Consider the following 16,773-nt stretch of genomic DNA (forward strand, 5'->3'; position numbering starts at 1 on the left):
GCACTAATTTTAACATTTTTACTCAAACGACCAATTGATAATCAAAGTGTTCAAAATTTAATTGCTCTCGTTTAACGCAGGCGTTTTTCAATCAGGTGTTGCACTGACGCGGCAATGTGAAGCACTGGTCAATCACACCACATAAACATGCTTGCAGGTTTGGTTAGAAGCGTTAAAGACAGAGCTTTATCAGCTGCTCTATTATTAACGCCATAACAAACATGGAGTGGAAGAAGGTGCTCTTCTCTAGGATGGGCGTATCGGGCATCCGGCGCGCTGTACCATTCAACAAGACGAGCTTTGCGTTCATTCTCGCTGTAGGCACTGGTCTGCATAGTTGTCTGAAGCCAGTTATTAAAGCGCGTTGCTTTTCGCATTGCCTCACCGGAGCTATCAAAAAAGCCCTGCATATTGTGAAAAGAAGACCCCGAGCCCAATACTAAAATATTCACTTCGTTCTTTGCTTCACTATTTACAGGCTCTACCCCGAGTTCAACAGCTTTCCTAATTGCTTCCCCCAATAGAACATGCTTTTTAGAATCCAAATCAGACGTAATGGATAGTTGAATACAGGGTACATCGGCACTGGGATACATAATACTTAGGGGAATGAACATTCCATGATCGAAACCTCGTGCCCTATCCTCCCGTACAGCTATGCCTTGTCCTGCTAAACGCTTTAGTAATAAAGTTGCAAGTGCTACTTCCCCTTTGGCCGGATATTCAAGGGAATACGCCTCTTTAGGGAAGCCATAATAGTCATAAATCAAGGAAGGTTCTGGGTGAGTAGTTACACAGACTTCAGTATCTTCCCAATGGGCACTAATCACTATGACTGCATCAGGTTTGGGTAAATCTGTTGATAATGCTTTGAGCGCTTCAATCATTTCAATGTGATAGGCAGGCGTTCTCGCCTCTCCTACTGACTGCATTTCAAGAAGTGGAAGCGGCCCACCACCATGAGAAATATAAGCGGTGTTAATTCTCACAGACGGGCGAGTTTGCGTTAGCTGTTGCATAAAACCATACCTTGTTAGATGTAGAGAATACCATTCCTGCATTCCCAAGCTTCGCTAGGAAACTTGCCAGCGTCTTATGAGTGGGCAATTATCTATGCGGATTGATATAAGGGCTCTATAGCCATTGAAACCGGCGCATTTGGGCCGGTTTCGTTAGTCGTCGAATCTCACAACCGCTATTTATTAAGCTTGTGACTAATAAGAGAGTCGATTGAAAGTTTACCGCCACCTTGAATAGCTAGCGCACCTGTTGCAGCAAGTAGCGTTAGCGCAAACTCGTAACCGTTGTTAGTCATAAATAAACCGTTTGCTGCATGTACACTAAAAATCGCAATCACCATTGTGAATGCACTTACTAAAGCGGCTGGGCGTGTTAGAAAACCTATAATAAGCGCTAGCCCGCCAAAAAACTCAGCGCTGCCGGCCAGCAATGCCATTAAAAAGCCTGGCGCTAAACCAATGCTTTCCATCCACTGACCTGTGCCTTCTAGTCCATAACCACCAAACCACGCAAAAAGCTTTTGTGCGCCGTGTGCGGTAAGAATAATGCCCACAGGCACACGTAAAACCAAACTAGAAATACTGCTGTTAGAAGTAAAAATGTTTTTCAGAAATTGCTTGTTCATTGTTGAATCCTCAAAGTCTCTCGTAATTGAAAGTGTCATATCTAAAAAGTGATGAACGCTCCGCCTGACTTCATTGAGTTGGCACAGCGCTAACCTGATGCATATAGAATAGTTACCAACACCTATTGAATAAAGCGGTTAAATATTGAATGATTACCAACAATTTGTTGTTTATTGAGACGAATGGCTAAACGATGGATAAATTATCGCTACTGAAAACCTTCTGCGTTGTTGCGAATGAAGGCAGTTTTACAAAAGCTGCAGAAAAGCTAGACACGTCAAATCAACTCGTAAGCAAGTATGTTGCCGAATTAGAGAAGCAACTTGATACGCGTTTATTCAATCGCACTACAAGAAAAATTCACCTAACCGAGGCTGGTCAGCAGTGTTTGCAACATGCAAATCACATTCTTGAAAGCGTAACCGATATGGAAAGTCAGCTTGGGTTGCTCAATACAGAAGCAAAGGGAGTTCTGCACGTAAGTGCCCCTGTCTCTTTCTCAACATTACATTTAGCGAGTGCACTCAGTGCGTTTCAACAAGCACACCCTCACGTATCGATAAACTTGCAGCTAAACGACAGAAAGATTGATGTGATAGACGAAGGGTTTGATGTAGCAATACGTGCAGGTCACCTAGCTAACTCGTCGCTGGTGGCCAAGAAAATTACAACGATAAAGCTGGCCCTGTGCGCTTCACCAGCCTACCTGGAAAAATATGGCACACCGCAACATCCAGCCGAATTAAAACCAGAACACTATCTTGAGTACTCCTACGTCAACTATGATAACGATAAATCAGTGCTTATTGCGGCGCTTAAAGCAAATGCCCAGACTGTGACGCCCAAGCTAACCGCGAATAATGGAGAAGTCCTAACCAATGTAGCAAAGCAGGGTGAAGGTTATGTACTTCAACCTACCTTCATTGCCGGTGAAGCGCTCAAAAACGGGGAACTCGTGTCCATACTGGACGATTTCGTACCGCAAGCTATCTCTTTGTATGCGGTCTATCCTCATCGTAAGCTCATTTCTAATAAGCTAAGGGTTTTCATTGACTTTTTATCAAGCTATTTTGAAAGTACGCCCTACTGGGACAAGTAAATTGCGGTACGCGTAACGCTTAATTTATGTGGTAAAAACGTAACTTCAGTGGATGAGAGATATCAGCTTAATAAATTAAATAAAAACGGCGTGGAGAAACACCTCCGACGCCGTTCGCGTAATAGCATATCTGGTTTCAGTAACTTGAACTTTAAAGAAGTAACCTTACCCTAAAGCCCTCATCACATTCTGAAGGTTTCCATAATCGCGGGCACACCCGGGAACATACCAATTAGTGCCATAACGGTACATAACACCAAAAACGTAATTCCTGGAATTAGCCAACGCCCTGCTTTGCCGAGCTCTCCAGCTCTATCTTTGCACCCAACGAGCCCCAAATTATCCAAAAGCATAGTAAAAGACCATCCGAATACTGGATTAACTAATACAGAGGAGATCACTACCAATGCTGCAGATTGCGTCGTTTTACCTTCACGCGTCATTTGCATACCGGCTTCCATTAGCGGCAGAAAGACCCCAACAATAAGCGCTACGCAAAGTACTGGCGGCCAAATTGCTAGATCCATGGGGTAACCCCAAAGTGCCGCTACAACGCATAAAAAGCCAGTAACTAATGCACCACCGGGTATGGGTCTGCGCGCGATTGAAGCCGGAATAATGTAGGTCCCCCACGAAGATGAGATATTCCCTCCTCCCAATAGGCTTCCCACTGCCTGACGACTAGATGCAGCAATCATGGTGTCATCTATATTCATGTGCGCTCGTTCACTTTTTTTAGGGTAGCTAAGCTTTTGGAAGACTTGATGACCTAAGAAATCTGGCGACCACATAGACACAGCCAGCACAGCAAAAGGCAGCACAGCAATGAAATGTGACCAGTCTGGCAGGCCTAGTTTCCAACCTGTGTCTTCCCCCCACCAATAAGCAGGGTTCAAGTTAGGCATACCCGGCGACGTTGTGAACTCAAATGGCGCACCGAAGGAAAACGCAATGACCGCCGCCATCACCGCACCAAGCGGAATGGCTAGCCAGCGCTTTTGAATATGCTCTAGCCATGCATACATTAAAATAGTGGCAATGATCACCACGAAGGCTAAGAAAGCCATATCGAAGCTTTCTGCCCACGCAAAGAGTTTCTTCACCTGGCCTGTAATGCCAATAAACCCTAAGTACAACAGCAACCCACCGCATACACCGTTACTGGTTAGCCTAGCAAGCACACTGCCGCCCTTCGTTATTCCTAAAATAAAACCAAATAGTCCAATGAGCAGGCCGAGCGCCATGGGATGGCCGCCAGATGCAACAATAAGGGGTACCAAGGGCAGTAAGGGGCCGTGTGTACCTGCTAAATTAGCTGACGGGTTTAGGAAACCGGAAATCAGAACAACGAACAAGACTGCTGCAATGAGTAATTCAAAGCGCACGTTTTCAATAACAAACTCAGGAGATAGCCCCAGCGGTGCTGCGAATGCACCCACTACGGCGGCAACCATAACGATTTTTCCTATGGTCGCCGCCATGCCTGGCACAAAGTCTTCCCACTCAACGCGGTAGTCTTTACCAGGCAGGTTCAACCGCCAACGTTTTGGAGAAAGTATTTGAAGTTCGTGATTTAAATATTCGTCTCTTGATTTAAAACTACTGCTCGGTTTGTGAAGATTTTGATAAGAAGAACTTTCTTGTGACACATAACACCTTTAGATTGCGCGAAGAAAAGCGCAAGCCTAAACATGTGAACGGAATGTAACAATGCGACTGTGGTCTTATACGAAAGTCTAACGAGGTAGACGGGCATAAAAAAACCCGCAACAATGTGCGGGCTTTCATAATATGGCGGAGAGTGAGGGATTCGAACCCCCGGTGGGTTTGACCCCACGTCTGATTTCAAGTCAGGTGCATTAAACCGGGCTCTGCCAACTCTCCTGAAGTGCTGCGTATCTTAATGATATTTTTATGACTGTAAAGCGAAAAATTAAAAAATTTGTCTAAGTGCCGAGATTTCAATCAAATAGACTGTTTAGCACGTATAAGAGATGTTTTTATATTCACCTGACACCATTTTCATCTGAAACTACTTGAAAATGGGAACTAAAACCCATACAACATACACTAAATAATTGTGTACCATTTTGGTCATATCATAAGTCCTGTTGGAGGAAACAATGGATCAACGTTCGATGTATTCAAGTGCATCTCAACCATCGGTATTGCAGACGAACAAGGTTCTACGCAACACCTATATGCTGCTTGCGATGACACTGGCGTTTAGTGCGGTTTGTGCTGGTATAGCAATGGCAGTAGGCATTTCTCCTATGATGTCTCTTGTTATGACTATCGGCGCTTTTATTACGTTATTTGTAGTTCAGAAAAAAGCTGATTCAGCATCTGGTATCTACTGGGTGTTTGCATTCACAGGTCTAATGGGTGCATCACTAGGTTACACGCTTAATTTCTATCTAGGCGTTGCGGGCCCAGGCTTGATCATGGAAGCGCTAGGTGCAACAGCCCTTGTGTTCTTCGCGCTTTCTGGCTACGCACTTACCACTAAGAAAGACTTCTCGTTTATGGGCGGATTCTTGGTAGTAGGTCTAGTTGTAGTGCTTGTAGCTGCTATTGCGAACATCTTTTTCGCAGTTCCAGCGGTAAGCTTAGCAATCAGTGCAGCGATTGTGTTTATTATGTCAGGTTTCATCTTGTTTGATACAAGTCGTATCATCCACGGTGGTGAAACAAACTACATTCGTGCAACAGTTTCGCTATACTTGAACATATACAACTTGTTCACGTCTATCCTTCACCTTCTAGGTGCGTTTGGTGGCGACGATTAAAACAGCGTTTAAGGTTTAAAGAGAAACACCCCTTAACCGGGGTGTTTTTATTTGTATGGCAGAATATTCAGTACTTATCACATCATCACCGTTTCAAGGCGATACAGCGTTACGCGCCCTCTCCTTTGCACAAGGTGTAATCGATAATGGTGATGTAATAAACAACGTTTTCTTTTATAGCGAAGGTGTACACCACACCAATAACTTAATGCTAAAGACGGGCGACGAGCTGTTCGTACTTGATAGCTGGAAGACTCTAGCTACTGAGCACAACGTGAAATTACTTGTATGCATTACCGCCGCCGTTAAGCGAGGTATTGTTAGTGAGTTAGAGGCGAAAGAGAATGGGTTGTCTCAGGCCAACTTAACCGCGCCTTTCGAGCAAGCTGGCTTGGGCGAATTCTTCACTGCGCTCCATGATTGCAACAGGTTGGTACAATTCTAATGGCGCAACTACTTATTAGGTTTACGCAAAGCCCTTTTTCCAATGCTAAAAGCCAAGACGGTTTAGATTTTGCGCTTGCTGCAACAAACTATGGGCACGATGTTAAAGTGCTTTTTGAAAGCCAAGGTGTACTGCAGCTTGTTAAGGCAGCGTCTACCAAAGGAATAAAAAATCACACCAAACGTTTAGCTAGCATGCCGTTTTTCGATATCGAAGAATGCTTTGTGTGTAAAGCAAGTGCAGATACCTACGACATTGAGCAGGTTCTTTCAAATAACAGTTTAGTTGATGAGTTAGACTGTGAGTGGATAACCCCAGAAGAAAAGGTCACGCTTATCCAAAGCGTAGATCATGTGGTGACATTCTAATGCTTATTACTATTTCAACGCCAATTTTGAGCACTGAATACAAACAGCTTATTGAAGCCACTTATGAGCAATCGACTTCTACTTATGTTGTATTTGTTGGTGATGGCGTTTATGCCCCTGCATTAAACACCGCGTTTTTTGAGCGGCTGGCCAATACGGTAAAAAGCACGGTAGAGAGTACGACAAAAGGCACGGCAAAAGACAAACCAACGCTTAACCTGTCGTTCTTGAGTACAGATGCGGATACCAGGGGCGCATATCTTCCCGAACATATTAATCCTATTTCTCACAAAGAACTTGCTGCAATATCAGCAAAAAATCAGCACTGGATACCCCTTTCATGACACAAGAAACCTATAGCTTCAATTATAAAGGGCAAGCGATCCCTACAGACAAAGCCGGGTATTTACTCGACTATACCCTTTGGGAAGAAGATATGGTTGAGTTGCTGGCGCAAGAAGAGAACATTGAATTAACAGAAGCCCACTGGGAAGTGGTGCGCTTCGTACGCGCATTCTATGAAGAGTACGAAACCAGCCCAGCAATTCGTGCTTTGGTGAAAGCTATGGCCAATAAGTTTGGGCCAGAAAAAGGTAATAGCCGCTACCTGCAGCGACTCTTTAAAAAAGGCCCGGCTAAGCAAGCCACCAAACTGGCAGGATTACCTAAACCTGCCAAATGCTTGTAAAGGCGTTGCTGAAAAGGCCAGGCATAATTTAGTTCTGTTTTCCGTCAATCGCACCGCTCCGGAAAAGCGTACACTGTCTCTGTACAAGGAGTCTGGCCATTACTCGCATAGCAAGTGCGCATACTCACTGTTCTTTTGCAAATTCCTGGAGAAATGGTATCTAAAATATTTGAAGAATCTAGACCTGGGCCAATATAAGCCCCCCAATATTGGTTTTTTGCCTGTTTTTTAGCAAGTTCTCTTCGGCACTGCTCGTCGTCAGCAATGGTATTAGTTGTTTCATCTATTTCGCCATCCATAAATGCTAGCGCATGGGTCATCCCATCAATTTTAGACATGCCTCTCTCTAGGCTTAATGCTACCGAATTTAACTTATATTTATGATTTGTAGAGAGTTCCGACAAAAAGCCAAGTCGAAAAACTAAGCGATTCTCAGCGTCACCAACAATAGCAATGCTAGACTCTCCACTTAAGTCACGATGAACATTAAGGTCTACTGAATGGCCATCAATTTCAATTTCTAGACCAGTCAATTCCTCACCTTTACCTAAATCATTGAGATTTAAATCTTTAGCGTTCACGTGGTCTATAATGCGATTTTCAATTTGGTTGCTGACCACTTTTTGCCTCCTTGCTCCTTTGTAGTATTCAGAAACAACATAGCATGTGGCTGATGTTTCAGTTAATGCCTTTGTAGTTGATGTAAAAGAGGCCTTTTTCGGGCTATTAAGGGAGTTTGGCTGCTCAGATTCATTCATGGTCGAAGCATTCACTATTGCGGGTAAGAATAGAAACGCCGCTAAAATTCCTATTTTATTCATTGAAAAGTCCTTATCTCTTATTTCTTATGTCCTATTTCTTATAATGGTTAATGTAGACTGCAACCCCCTTACAATCAATATTATTGTTCAAAAACATATATTACGATTAGATAAATTACCTTAATCTTATGGATTAAGCATAACTCGCTTCTTCCTAGTTATTATTCCTACCAAGCGCTTTGCACGGGTTGAACCCCGATTCGAGGTAGCGAGCAGAGTAGCCGCCCTACAGTTATTTGCTTTAGCTTTGGTGTTGATATTGCAACTCCCCTCTTACATTAGCGTTTTATCTCGGGTTTCAGGCATATTTTTCATACTTGCCTTTTACCGAACATCATAAACGTGAATGTTTTACATAAATGGACATAGGAGGCTGTATGACAGTTCAAAAACACTACGTAATTGTGGCCAACCACGACGACGCCACAGCTTACACCTATACCAACCACGGAAGTGCGCTTGTTGAAGTAAAAAAATGGCACAATGAGTTTAGTGGCGCGAGTGACCAAGACATTTATACAGATAAACCCGGCAGACAATCGGCTCCTGCTTCGCAGGTGCCGGGCGTTGATAGCATGAATCGAAAAGATGCCGCTGAACTCGAAGATGAGCGCTTCGCTAGCGACATTGCTGACTGGCTAGATGGTGAGCGTAAACGAGGTGCGTTGGGCTCGATAGATATTATTAGTGGGCCTGGGTTCCTTGGCAAATTGAGAGGCGGAATGTCATCTCAATGTTCAGACGTCGTCGACAAAGAAGTGAAAAAGAATGTTTTAGGTGCAGACGAGGAAACCTTGCTTTCCTACCTTAAATAAAACGTTATTTGTTAGTTGAATTATCATAGGTGGCTGTTTTTATAGCCGCCTTCCTTTACTCACTTAGAAGCTAAAGTCAGCGGTTTTCGTCAGCCTTTAACACGTTAACTTCACCGATTGCCTCGGCGCTTTTAAACGTCTTTACTCGTGTAACTTCGAGATCGGTATAAATACGAGGATTATTCAAAATATATTCTACCTCATTGTTCAATGAGCCTTGTGTGTCTGCCGCTAACCACGCATTTATCGCATGTGCATTATGGGGAAGAAAGCAAGGAATGGATTTTTCATGATACTGACTAAATCCCTCTACGGGTGGGCGCGTCACTACAGCACAGGAAAATAAACCGTTACTAAACCGCCGGTATACCGCGCCAATGAGCAATGCTCCAGTAACCGGTTTCATTAGATAGTGCGCTTTTCCATTGCCAAGTGGATTTGACTCTCCTACTGCAGTTGCTACAACCACAGCGCGTCGTTCAAGAATGAACTTGCTCCAATAAGGGCTATCGAGATTTCGAGCGTTAAATGTTGTTCTATCACCTACAGCAAGCGTGTTTCCATTAGGTTTTGCGTCGAACCACCACGTTGCATCGATGGTGCTATCACCCGATACTATTAAATTAGTAATTTGTCGTTCAGGCACTTTGCCAAACGCAGGATAAAAGTTAATGACATTGCTTGTGGAAGATTCGTTGACAAAAAGCGGTATGGTTTGTGTAAGCCCGACTTCTTCAAGTAGCGCTATAACGTCTGGTGAGTCAGTAATACGCTGTATAAATCCGCACATGTATTCCTTCTCTTTTTTATTTATTAACCTGTCTAATAGTAACCCTTAATGTTAGAAAACAAAGCTAAAAATAAAAAAAGGAAACAGTAGCTAACCGTTTCCTTTTGATTTTATTTGCAATTTCTAGTTGCAGTAAAGCATGCCGTTTACTGAGTATGCTTATCCAAAAACTTGATCATTGCATCCCAACGCTCTACGTTATTCTCAGGCTTATAGAAACCATGGCCTTCGCCTGATTTCATCATCCACTCGTAGGGCATGTTGCGCTTTTCTAACTCAGCACGCAAGGCAAATGCATGCTCTTTAGGTACACGTACGTCCTCTTCACCCTGAATAATGAAAACAGGAACTTTTATTTTGCTTACATTTTTAACTGGAGACTGTAAATCCCTTTCACCACCCGTTGGCAGCACTTGATTAAGGTAGTTAATGCCTGCTTGGTTTTCAGGGATGTCACCTTTCTCAAGCATCATGTCTAAATCGTATACACCCACGAAACCAATTGTACATTGGTAAAGATCAGGCTCACGGATTACACTTTGTAATGCAGCATAACCACCATATGAACCACCGTAAACGCACATGCGGTCTTTATCAACTATACCTTGTTTAACAAGGTGCATTGTTCCATCAGTCATGTCATCTATCATCGTGGTACCCCACTTACGGAATCCCGATTTTTCAAACGGAAGACCATAGCCACCCGATCCACGGAAGTTCGGTTGCAGTACTGCGTATCCATGTGACGCTAATACCTTGGCATCGCTGTCCATTCCACTTAATGAATCATAAGGACCGTGTGGCCCACCATGGGGAAGTAAAACAAAAGGAAGGTTTTTGGATTTTCCATCAGGAAGCGTTAGAACTGCCGAAATTTCCTGACCGTCTCTTGCTTTATAGGTGATTAGTTGTGACTTAGGGATCGTTAGATCTTTAAGCCAGGGCCTAGTATCAGCGAGTTTGACGAGTTTACGTGCTGACTTGTCAAACAAGTAAAAAACTGTGGGGTTATTCGCGTTACCAACACGAAAGATCACTTGATTTGTATCATTAGTAGAAGACGTTGCTTGAACCATTTGCCCTTTAAAGGTATTTGTTAAGCTTGCTAATATTTTTTGATCTTCACTATACTGGACACCGTCCAAAAATACAGAATCAATACCCAGATATTCAAAAGAAGCCCCTTGAACTTCTCTTACTTGGCCATTTTGAACGTGAACAATGGGTGAAACATCCACTTTGTCATGTGCGTAAAGAACAGTGTGCTTTTTTGTATCTACATTAAATGTAGCAAGTGCTTGTGTATCTGTTTCTATGGTACTTAAACCAACAAGAGTTTTGTTATCAGCTAAAAAAACTAAAGGTTGGAAAAATGGGTCGTATGCACCGGCTTCATATGCTGTATACCAATCACTTTCGGGAGACGATCTAACGATTAACGTTTGCTTATTATCTTCGTTAGGGTCAGAGTTAAACATCGCCAATACGTTGCCGTTGGTTCCAGTAATAACCCCTGCTCCACTGCCCGCATAGCGACGTAGCGGCATTCTTCCCATACCACTTTTCCGCCCATTGCTTACTTTCATCTTATAAAGATCTAGGTAAGGCTCTCTCGCGGTCAAATCAACGCTGTAAACCACAACGGCATCAGGATCTGATGGTAAATAGTCAACAATTTGAGAGAACCGCTTATCGCCACTTTCTGAACGCCAGCCAGTTAATATCGTGCTGTCACTTCCGTCAGCGTTCATAGCTATAAGTTCGCCTGTGGGCAGCGGTTGCTCAAAGGAGCCCACTTCACGAGCCATTGTTAATAAGAGACGATCATCATTTAGCCAGTTAAATGTACTGACCGACTCTTTCCCGCGCCCACGCGTAATCGACACAACCTCTTGTTTTTTGATATCTAAAACTGTCAGGGAAATTAATCCATCTTCGCTGCGGGATGTTGAAGCTAAGTAGGTACCTTCGGGGGAAATTTTAATATCCAAATATTGAGCATGCTTTGCATAACTTTCAATAATAGGTTGCTGAACGTCCGCATAAGATGTGCAAGAAAAAGCTAGGCTTCCCAGCATAATCGTTTTCAATAAAGACAAACGCGCTTTCATTTTTTAATTTTCTCCATGAAAAAAGCCTCCGATTAACGGAGGCTTACTACTTCAAGTCAAATTTTTAGAAGTTGTATTTTACGTTAGCAAATACTCTTCGACCGATAAAGTCATATTGAGAGTAAAGAGCTGAGTTACCTAACTCAAAACCACTTGCTGATAGCTGAGGTGGTTCTTCGTCAAACAAGTTGGCTACACCAACAGTAAAGTCAAAGTCTTCGTAAGCAAATGAGCTTGATACCGCGTGGTATGTCGTCCATTTAGTCTCATCGATAAACGTCACCGTTTCACCATTAAGCGTGGTCGTGTTGGTTTCACTTCCGTAGTACTCGTAGTCGTTAGTAGAATCAAAGTAGCTTGCTGTCCACGTAACGCTCCAGTCGTCTCTACCATAGGTTAGTCGTGCAACACCTACGTGCTTAGGAACACCGTTTTCACCAACTTCGTTGTTATACGGAGAATCTTCAAACAGTAGGCCGAACTTTTCAATCTGCATAGTGTGTTCTACGCGGAAACGAACGTTACCCCAATCGAATTCTTCATCGTAAGTGAAGTTGTAGTCAACACCACGTACACGCTGATATGAAATGTTTACGTAACCGCCGTTAACCTGGTCAATACCAAAATCGTTTGCGTCTGAACCGTCTCTACGTGTAAACAGATCACATAGCGGCTCGTTAGCAAAATCGATAGAGTTATAACAACGGTTTACAATGTCTGCACCACCCAAGTTGTCAATCTCGTTTGAAATCTCAATGTTGAAATAGTCAATCGAGAATGCGAACGTATCTTCAGGGCTTGTTAGAACAAGACCGATACCTTCTGCAACTGAAGTTTCTGCTTCAAGACGACCTACACCGCCACTTGTAACAAGCAATGCCGAACTTCCGCCTTGCTCGTAATCCGCAGGAATACCTTCAGCTTGACAGTTTGCAAATACTGTATCGTTGATTGCACCTGAATCGAACTGATTTACGTAGTCAAGACATGGGTCGATAGCTAGCTGACCCGCGAAACCAGTCTGCTCTGCAAGGTATAGCTCGTACAGTGCTGGAGCACGGAAAGACGTACCGCGGCTCGCACGAACGCTCACGCCATCGATGATTGACCAGTTCAAGCCTAATTTAAACGTTGTGTCTGAACCATAAGTATCAACATCGTTCCAACGACCAGAGGCAGTTAGGTCTAGTCTTTCAAAGCCTGTTACGTCTTCTAGAAGTGGAACTTTAACTTCCGCGTAAATTGCTTTAGTCAACTGGTCACCAGCTGTAATGCCCGCGCCAGAAAGACCCCAAGAGTTGCCGTTAAGGGTATTCTCTCCAGGAGTATCTTCGATTTCATCTTTTTGAATTTGGAAACCGAACGCTGCGCCTACTTCACCAGCTGGTAAAGAGAACAGGTCACCTGTTACATAACCTTCAAGGGTTTGTTGGTCGTAAGTTGTTTGGCCGTAATCACGACCAAATAAGAACGCTTCTTGTGCTGGAGTTCTGTTACCGAAAAGGAACTGAGGATCAGTCCATGGGATATCTACACACGTGTTGCCGCTAAACTCTGTTACTTCACCAGAGCAGCTCACACCGTCAGCCGCATTAAACTGGGCCATTAGCATTGCGTCGTTATAGATGATGTCCTGTTCGTATTTTCCATCGTTGTAACTGTACTGGTAAGATAAGTCCCAAGTCCAGAAGCCAATATCGCCGGTAGCACCAACAACACCACGGGTATAGTCAACTTGAATTTCTGAGCTAAAGTGGTCAGTTAACGCAACAGGGAATACAGAACCATCACCATCAAAGCCATCTAAAACATCGGTAGATAGCGTACCAACATCCGCAGTCCAGAACTGACGATAGTCATCAGTCTTTGTTGTACGACGGCTGTGAATAAATTCACCGTAAACAACTACATCATCAGTAAGATTGTATTCGCCAGTAGCATAAATTGAAGCGTTTTGCGTTTCTGGTACAACAGTTTGCTGGCCTAAGAATGGATGATTTTGATCCCACCAACCTTCACTGGCATAGTTATCGTTGAATGAAACCGGATACCAGCCTTCTGGTGTTGTAAAGCCAACGTTAGCATCGTTAATGCTTTCGTATCCGTTATTCGCGAAAAAGTTGTCGTAATCAAATGCAGCCTGCAAACTGCCGCCATAAGCTGAAGATACACCACCATATAGCCATAACCCGTAACCTGTTTCGCTACAGTGGTAATCGCCAGTACGCGGATCGATAGGATCGGTACGCGAACCATCCTCAGCAAACTGTAGACGTTCAGTACAGTTGAAGTAGTCACGGTCGCCGCGGCGAAGCATTGACACCTTGCGGTAGTCAGCAGTCACACGGAATGAGCCTTCTGCGTACTCTTCACCAAAAGAGATGTTAATACGGCGATCTTCACCGCCAGATTCCATCGGCTGGCTAATATCAACGTTTACCGTCTTCTCGTCACCTTTCTTGGTGATGATGTTAATTACACCGGCTACCGCGTCTGAGCCATACAGTGCTGATGCACCGTCTTTTAAGATTTCAACACGCTCAATTGCTGAAAGAGGAATGCTGTTCAAGTCGAATGCAGATACAGCACCGCGTGTACCCGCAGGGCCAGCACGACGGCCGTTTAATAGAATAAGCGTACGGTTTGCACCTAGGCCGCGAAGACCAACAGTCTCTGCACCAGTACCGCCATCAGTTACATAACCAACCGTTAACGCTGCAGTTATTTGGCTTGAACCCGCCGCAGCTGTACTTGTACGAAGTAATTCGCCCAGTGTTTTGAGGCCTTCACCTTCAGCATCTTCTACAGAAATAATATCGATAGGTGTGTCGTTCGCAAAAGAGTCGGTACGGATACGAGAGCCAACAACTGAAATCTGTTCTACTGTTTCAGCGTCTTGTTCCGCAGAATCTTGAGCGGCGACATAAGGCGTTGCGCCTAAGCCAAGCGCTATGATTATCCCCTGAGATAATCGGTTTAGTGTGTTTCGGTTTTCCATATTTGTTCCCTGGAATTCGGCTTTCTGAACAAACAGAAGTACCTGAAAGGTAAGTCCGTTTATCCATGAAGCTTTCTTTTTTTAAGTAAATGTAAATACGACCTATTTTCATTATGTTGATAGAGGCTAATCTACATTTCATTTTTGTTACGTCGAGCGCAACATTAGCCAAAAGTATAAGATATAATTGTAAGTGTCAATTACGACTTTAGCGCATGAAATATATGCGATTTATGACCAAAAAGCGCTATCCATTTACATTTAGAAACAACTTTTTTTGCTTAATTTTTGAGCTATAAGGTGTTGTTTATATATGGATTTTATTACATGCTAAGGGTTTGCTTAAATAGTATACAAACTTACTTAACAATAAGTATGAGATTCGGTGGTAGGTGGGTAAATTATAAAATCCGATACCTTTTACGGTACCGGATTTTTTTGATGTTCGTAGATAACAGACCCGATTGAATTTGCCATGAGTTATCTACTGGTAGATTTTATTTAAGCGCTAGTCGCTTTGATAACCTCTTGGCCTGCCATGTAAGGCACAAGCGCCTTTGGAATCGTAACGCTTCCGTCTGCTTGCTGATTGTTCTCTAAAATAGCTACAAGCGTACGCCCTACCGCTAAACCAGAACCATTCAATGTGTGAAGAAGTTCAGTTTTATTCGTTTCTGGGTTACGGAATCTAGCCTGCATGCGTCGTGCTTGGAAGTCCAACATGTTTGAACATGAAGAAATTTCACGATAGGTATTTTGCGCAGGCAGCCATACTTCAAGATCGTAAGTTTTACATGCACCAAAGCCCATATCACCAGTACAAAGCAACACTTTGCGGTACGGTAATTCTAGCTTTTGAAGAATAACTTCTGCGTGTCCTGTAAGTGCTTCTAGCGCGTCAAAGCTCTCTTCTGGCTTAACTAACTGTACAAGTTCTACCTTATCGAACTGATGCTGACGAATAAGTCCACGGGTATCTCGACCGTACGAACCAGCCTCTGAGCGGAAGCAAGGCGTATGCGCTGTCATTTTCACAGGCAGCGTTTTCGCATCTAATATTTCATCGCGTGCGATATTAGTTAGCGGGACTTCTGCAGTTGGAATTAGGCTAAGCCCCTGTCCTTCTTCAGTTGCTGGCTTGGTGTGAAATAGGTCTTCACCAAATTTAGGCAACTGACCTGTGCCATAAAGGCTGTCAGCGTTAACCAAGTAAGGCACATACATCTCTTGGTAGCCATGTTCTTGTGTATGGGTATCTAGCATGAACTGAGCAATTGCACGATTTAGGCGAGCAATATCGCCGCGCATCACTACAAAGCGGCTTCCCGTTAGCTTACTTGCGGTAGCGAAATCTAAGCCGTTGTTTAAGCCTTCAGCCACATCAACATGATCTTTAACTTCAAAATCAAACGTGCGTGGTTCGCCCCATCGAGAAATCTCAACATTGTCATCTTCGTCTTTACCCGCTGGTACAGACTCGTGTGGCAAATTAGGAATGCCTTGCGTAAGGGTGTTAATTTCTTCCAACAGTTCGCTAAGTTCCGCTTTAGCGGCGTCAAGCTCGTCACCAAGCTTACCCACTTCAGCCAATAGCGGTGCAATATCTTCGCCCTGCGCTTTTGCTTTACCAATGGATTTACTTCGTACGTTACGCTCGTTTTGCAGATCCTGTGTTCTGGACTGAAGTGTTTTTCTTTTTTCTTCAAGCGAACTGAAAGCTGCTACATCGAGGTTAAAACCACGGGCAGCTAATCGCTTAGCTGTTTGTTCTATATCGCTTCGCAAACACTTTGGATCTAACATGTGTTTCTAATTATCCTTTCATCAATTGAATGGCTAGCCAACCTGCTATTAGGCAAGCGCCAACGTTAAGAAATACATTTGCTGCGGCTTTAAGCCACAACCCGTTTTCTAGTAAAGTTAAGGTTTCAACGGAAAATGTTGAGAATGTAGTAAAGGCACCTAATAGCCCTACACCGATAAGCGCTCGGTAAGGAGAGTCGCTTAAATCATGACGTTCGATAAAACCGTACAGTAATGCGAGTGCAAACGACCCGACCACATTCACCGTTAGTGTACCAAACGGCATGTGTTTTCCAAATAAGGAATCAACACTTGTGGTAACAAAATAGCGTAAACAGGCGCCGGTCGCACCGCCAGCGGCAATAAAACAATACAAAGCTAACCCTTGAGGCACGAAAAC

16 protein-coding genes and 1 tRNA gene are annotated in these 16,773 nt (G+C 43.6%); 7 read left to right on the top strand and 10 right to left on the bottom strand.

Going from position 1 to position 16,773, the window contains the following annotated elements:
• Positions 1-128 precede the first annotated feature (128 nt).
• Both AWH61_RS19520 and AWH61_RS19525 read right to left on the bottom strand, forming a co-directional pair.
• A complete protein-coding gene (locus AWH61_RS19520) occupies positions 129-1,019 on the bottom strand; it encodes a DODA-type extradiol aromatic ring-opening family dioxygenase (RefSeq protein WP_075177979.1) in 891 nt (296 codons plus the stop codon).
• Positions 1,020-1,195: 176 nt separating this feature from the next.
• A complete protein-coding gene (locus AWH61_RS19525; RefSeq protein WP_014949616.1) occupies positions 1,196-1,645 on the bottom strand; it encodes a DoxX family protein in 450 nt (149 codons plus the stop codon).
• 194 nt (positions 1,646-1,839) lie between these two features.
• Here AWH61_RS19525 and AWH61_RS19530 point away from each other — a divergent pair, with 194 nt between their 5' ends.
• Positions 1,840-2,745 (top strand): LysR family transcriptional regulator, encoded by a 906-nt coding sequence (locus AWH61_RS19530; protein ID WP_075177980.1) that lies wholly within the window; start codon positions 1,840-1,842, stop codon positions 2,743-2,745.
• A 182-nt stretch (positions 2,746-2,927) separates the two neighbouring features.
• On the opposite strand, the gene AWH61_RS19535 is transcribed toward AWH61_RS19530, so the two are convergent.
• Together AWH61_RS19535 and AWH61_RS19540 are read right to left on the bottom strand one after the other, a co-directional pair.
• A complete protein-coding gene (locus tag AWH61_RS19535; protein WP_075177981.1) occupies positions 2,928-4,394 on the bottom strand; it encodes a DUF3360 family protein in 1,467 nt (488 codons plus the stop codon).
• 143 nt (positions 4,395-4,537) lie between these two features.
• Positions 4,538-4,629: transfer RNA gene (locus AWH61_RS19540), tRNA-Ser, on the bottom strand.
• Between the two features lie 239 nt (positions 4,630-4,868).
• Between AWH61_RS19540 and AWH61_RS19545 the strand changes: the two genes are divergently transcribed.
• The 5 genes from AWH61_RS19545 to AWH61_RS19565 are packed head-to-tail and all read left to right on the top strand — an operon-like array spanning position 4,869 to position 7,035.
• A complete protein-coding gene (locus AWH61_RS19545; protein ID WP_014949619.1) occupies positions 4,869-5,534 on the top strand; it encodes a Bax inhibitor-1/YccA family protein in 666 nt (221 codons plus the stop codon).
• A gap of 55 nt (positions 5,535-5,589) precedes the next feature.
• The gene (gene tusD / locus AWH61_RS19550; RefSeq protein ID WP_014976653.1) at positions 5,590-5,979 is read left to right on the top strand and encodes a sulfurtransferase complex subunit TusD; all 390 of its coding nucleotides are present in this window, start codon (positions 5,590-5,592) and stop codon (positions 5,977-5,979) included.
• Positions 5,979-6,347, top strand: coding sequence for a DsrE family protein (locus AWH61_RS19555; RefSeq protein ID WP_075177982.1), 369 nt, complete (start codon positions 5,979-5,981; stop codon positions 6,345-6,347). Before tusD ends, AWH61_RS19555 begins: the two co-directional genes overlap by 1 nt.
• Positions 6,347-6,691, top strand: coding sequence for a hypothetical protein (locus tag AWH61_RS19560; protein WP_075177983.1), 345 nt, complete (start codon positions 6,347-6,349; stop codon positions 6,689-6,691). The genes AWH61_RS19555 and AWH61_RS19560 overlap by 1 nt, the downstream gene beginning before the upstream one ends.
• Complete coding sequence (locus AWH61_RS19565; RefSeq protein WP_014949623.1) at positions 6,688-7,035, top strand: TusE/DsrC/DsvC family sulfur relay protein; 348 nt, start codon at positions 6,688-6,690, stop codon at positions 7,033-7,035. The genes AWH61_RS19560 and AWH61_RS19565 overlap by 4 nt, the downstream gene beginning before the upstream one ends.
• A gap of 44 nt (positions 7,036-7,079) precedes the next feature.
• Here the strand turns inward: AWH61_RS19565 and AWH61_RS19570 are convergent, their stop codons facing one another.
• A complete protein-coding gene (locus tag AWH61_RS19570) occupies positions 7,080-7,856 on the bottom strand; it encodes a hypothetical protein (protein WP_249922690.1) in 777 nt (258 codons plus the stop codon).
• A 377-nt stretch (positions 7,857-8,233) separates the two neighbouring features.
• Between AWH61_RS19570 and AWH61_RS19580 the strand changes: the two genes are divergently transcribed.
• Entirely contained in the window at positions 8,234-8,671 is a 438-nt protein-coding gene (locus tag AWH61_RS19580; RefSeq protein ID WP_075177986.1) for a host attachment protein, read from the top strand.
• Between the two features lie 76 nt (positions 8,672-8,747).
• Here the strand turns inward: AWH61_RS19580 and AWH61_RS19585 are convergent, their stop codons facing one another.
• The 5 genes from AWH61_RS19585 to crcB form a co-directional block, all read right to left on the bottom strand.
• Positions 8,748-9,461, bottom strand: a complete 714-nt coding sequence (locus AWH61_RS19585; protein ID WP_075177987.1) for an SOS response-associated peptidase family protein — start codon at positions 9,459-9,461, stop codon at positions 8,748-8,750.
• Between the two features lie 146 nt (positions 9,462-9,607).
• A complete protein-coding gene (locus AWH61_RS19590; RefSeq protein ID WP_075177988.1) occupies positions 9,608-11,572 on the bottom strand; it encodes an alpha/beta hydrolase family protein in 1,965 nt (654 codons plus the stop codon).
• A 64-nt stretch (positions 11,573-11,636) separates the two neighbouring features.
• Positions 11,637-14,570 carry a TonB-dependent receptor domain-containing protein gene (locus tag AWH61_RS19595; protein WP_014979398.1) on the bottom strand — a complete coding sequence of 978 codons (2,934 nt, stop codon included), beginning with the start codon at positions 14,568-14,570 and terminating at the stop codon, positions 11,637-11,639.
• A gap of 501 nt (positions 14,571-15,071) precedes the next feature.
• On the bottom strand, positions 15,072-16,373 hold the full coding sequence (gene serS, locus AWH61_RS19600; protein WP_039234657.1) for a serine--tRNA ligase: 1,302 nt from the start codon (positions 16,371-16,373) through the stop codon (positions 15,072-15,074).
• A 10-nt stretch (positions 16,374-16,383) separates the two neighbouring features.
• Positions 16,384-16,767 carry a fluoride efflux transporter CrcB gene (crcB, locus tag AWH61_RS19605; protein ID WP_014949631.1) on the bottom strand — a complete coding sequence of 128 codons (384 nt, stop codon included), beginning with the start codon at positions 16,765-16,767 and terminating at the stop codon, positions 16,384-16,386.
• Between the last annotated feature and the right edge of the window lie 6 nt (positions 16,768-16,773).

The sequence above is a fragment of the Alteromonas sp. W12 genome (assembly GCF_001924945.1).
Taxonomy (GTDB): Bacteria; Pseudomonadota; Gammaproteobacteria; order Enterobacterales; family Alteromonadaceae; genus Alteromonas; species Alteromonas macleodii.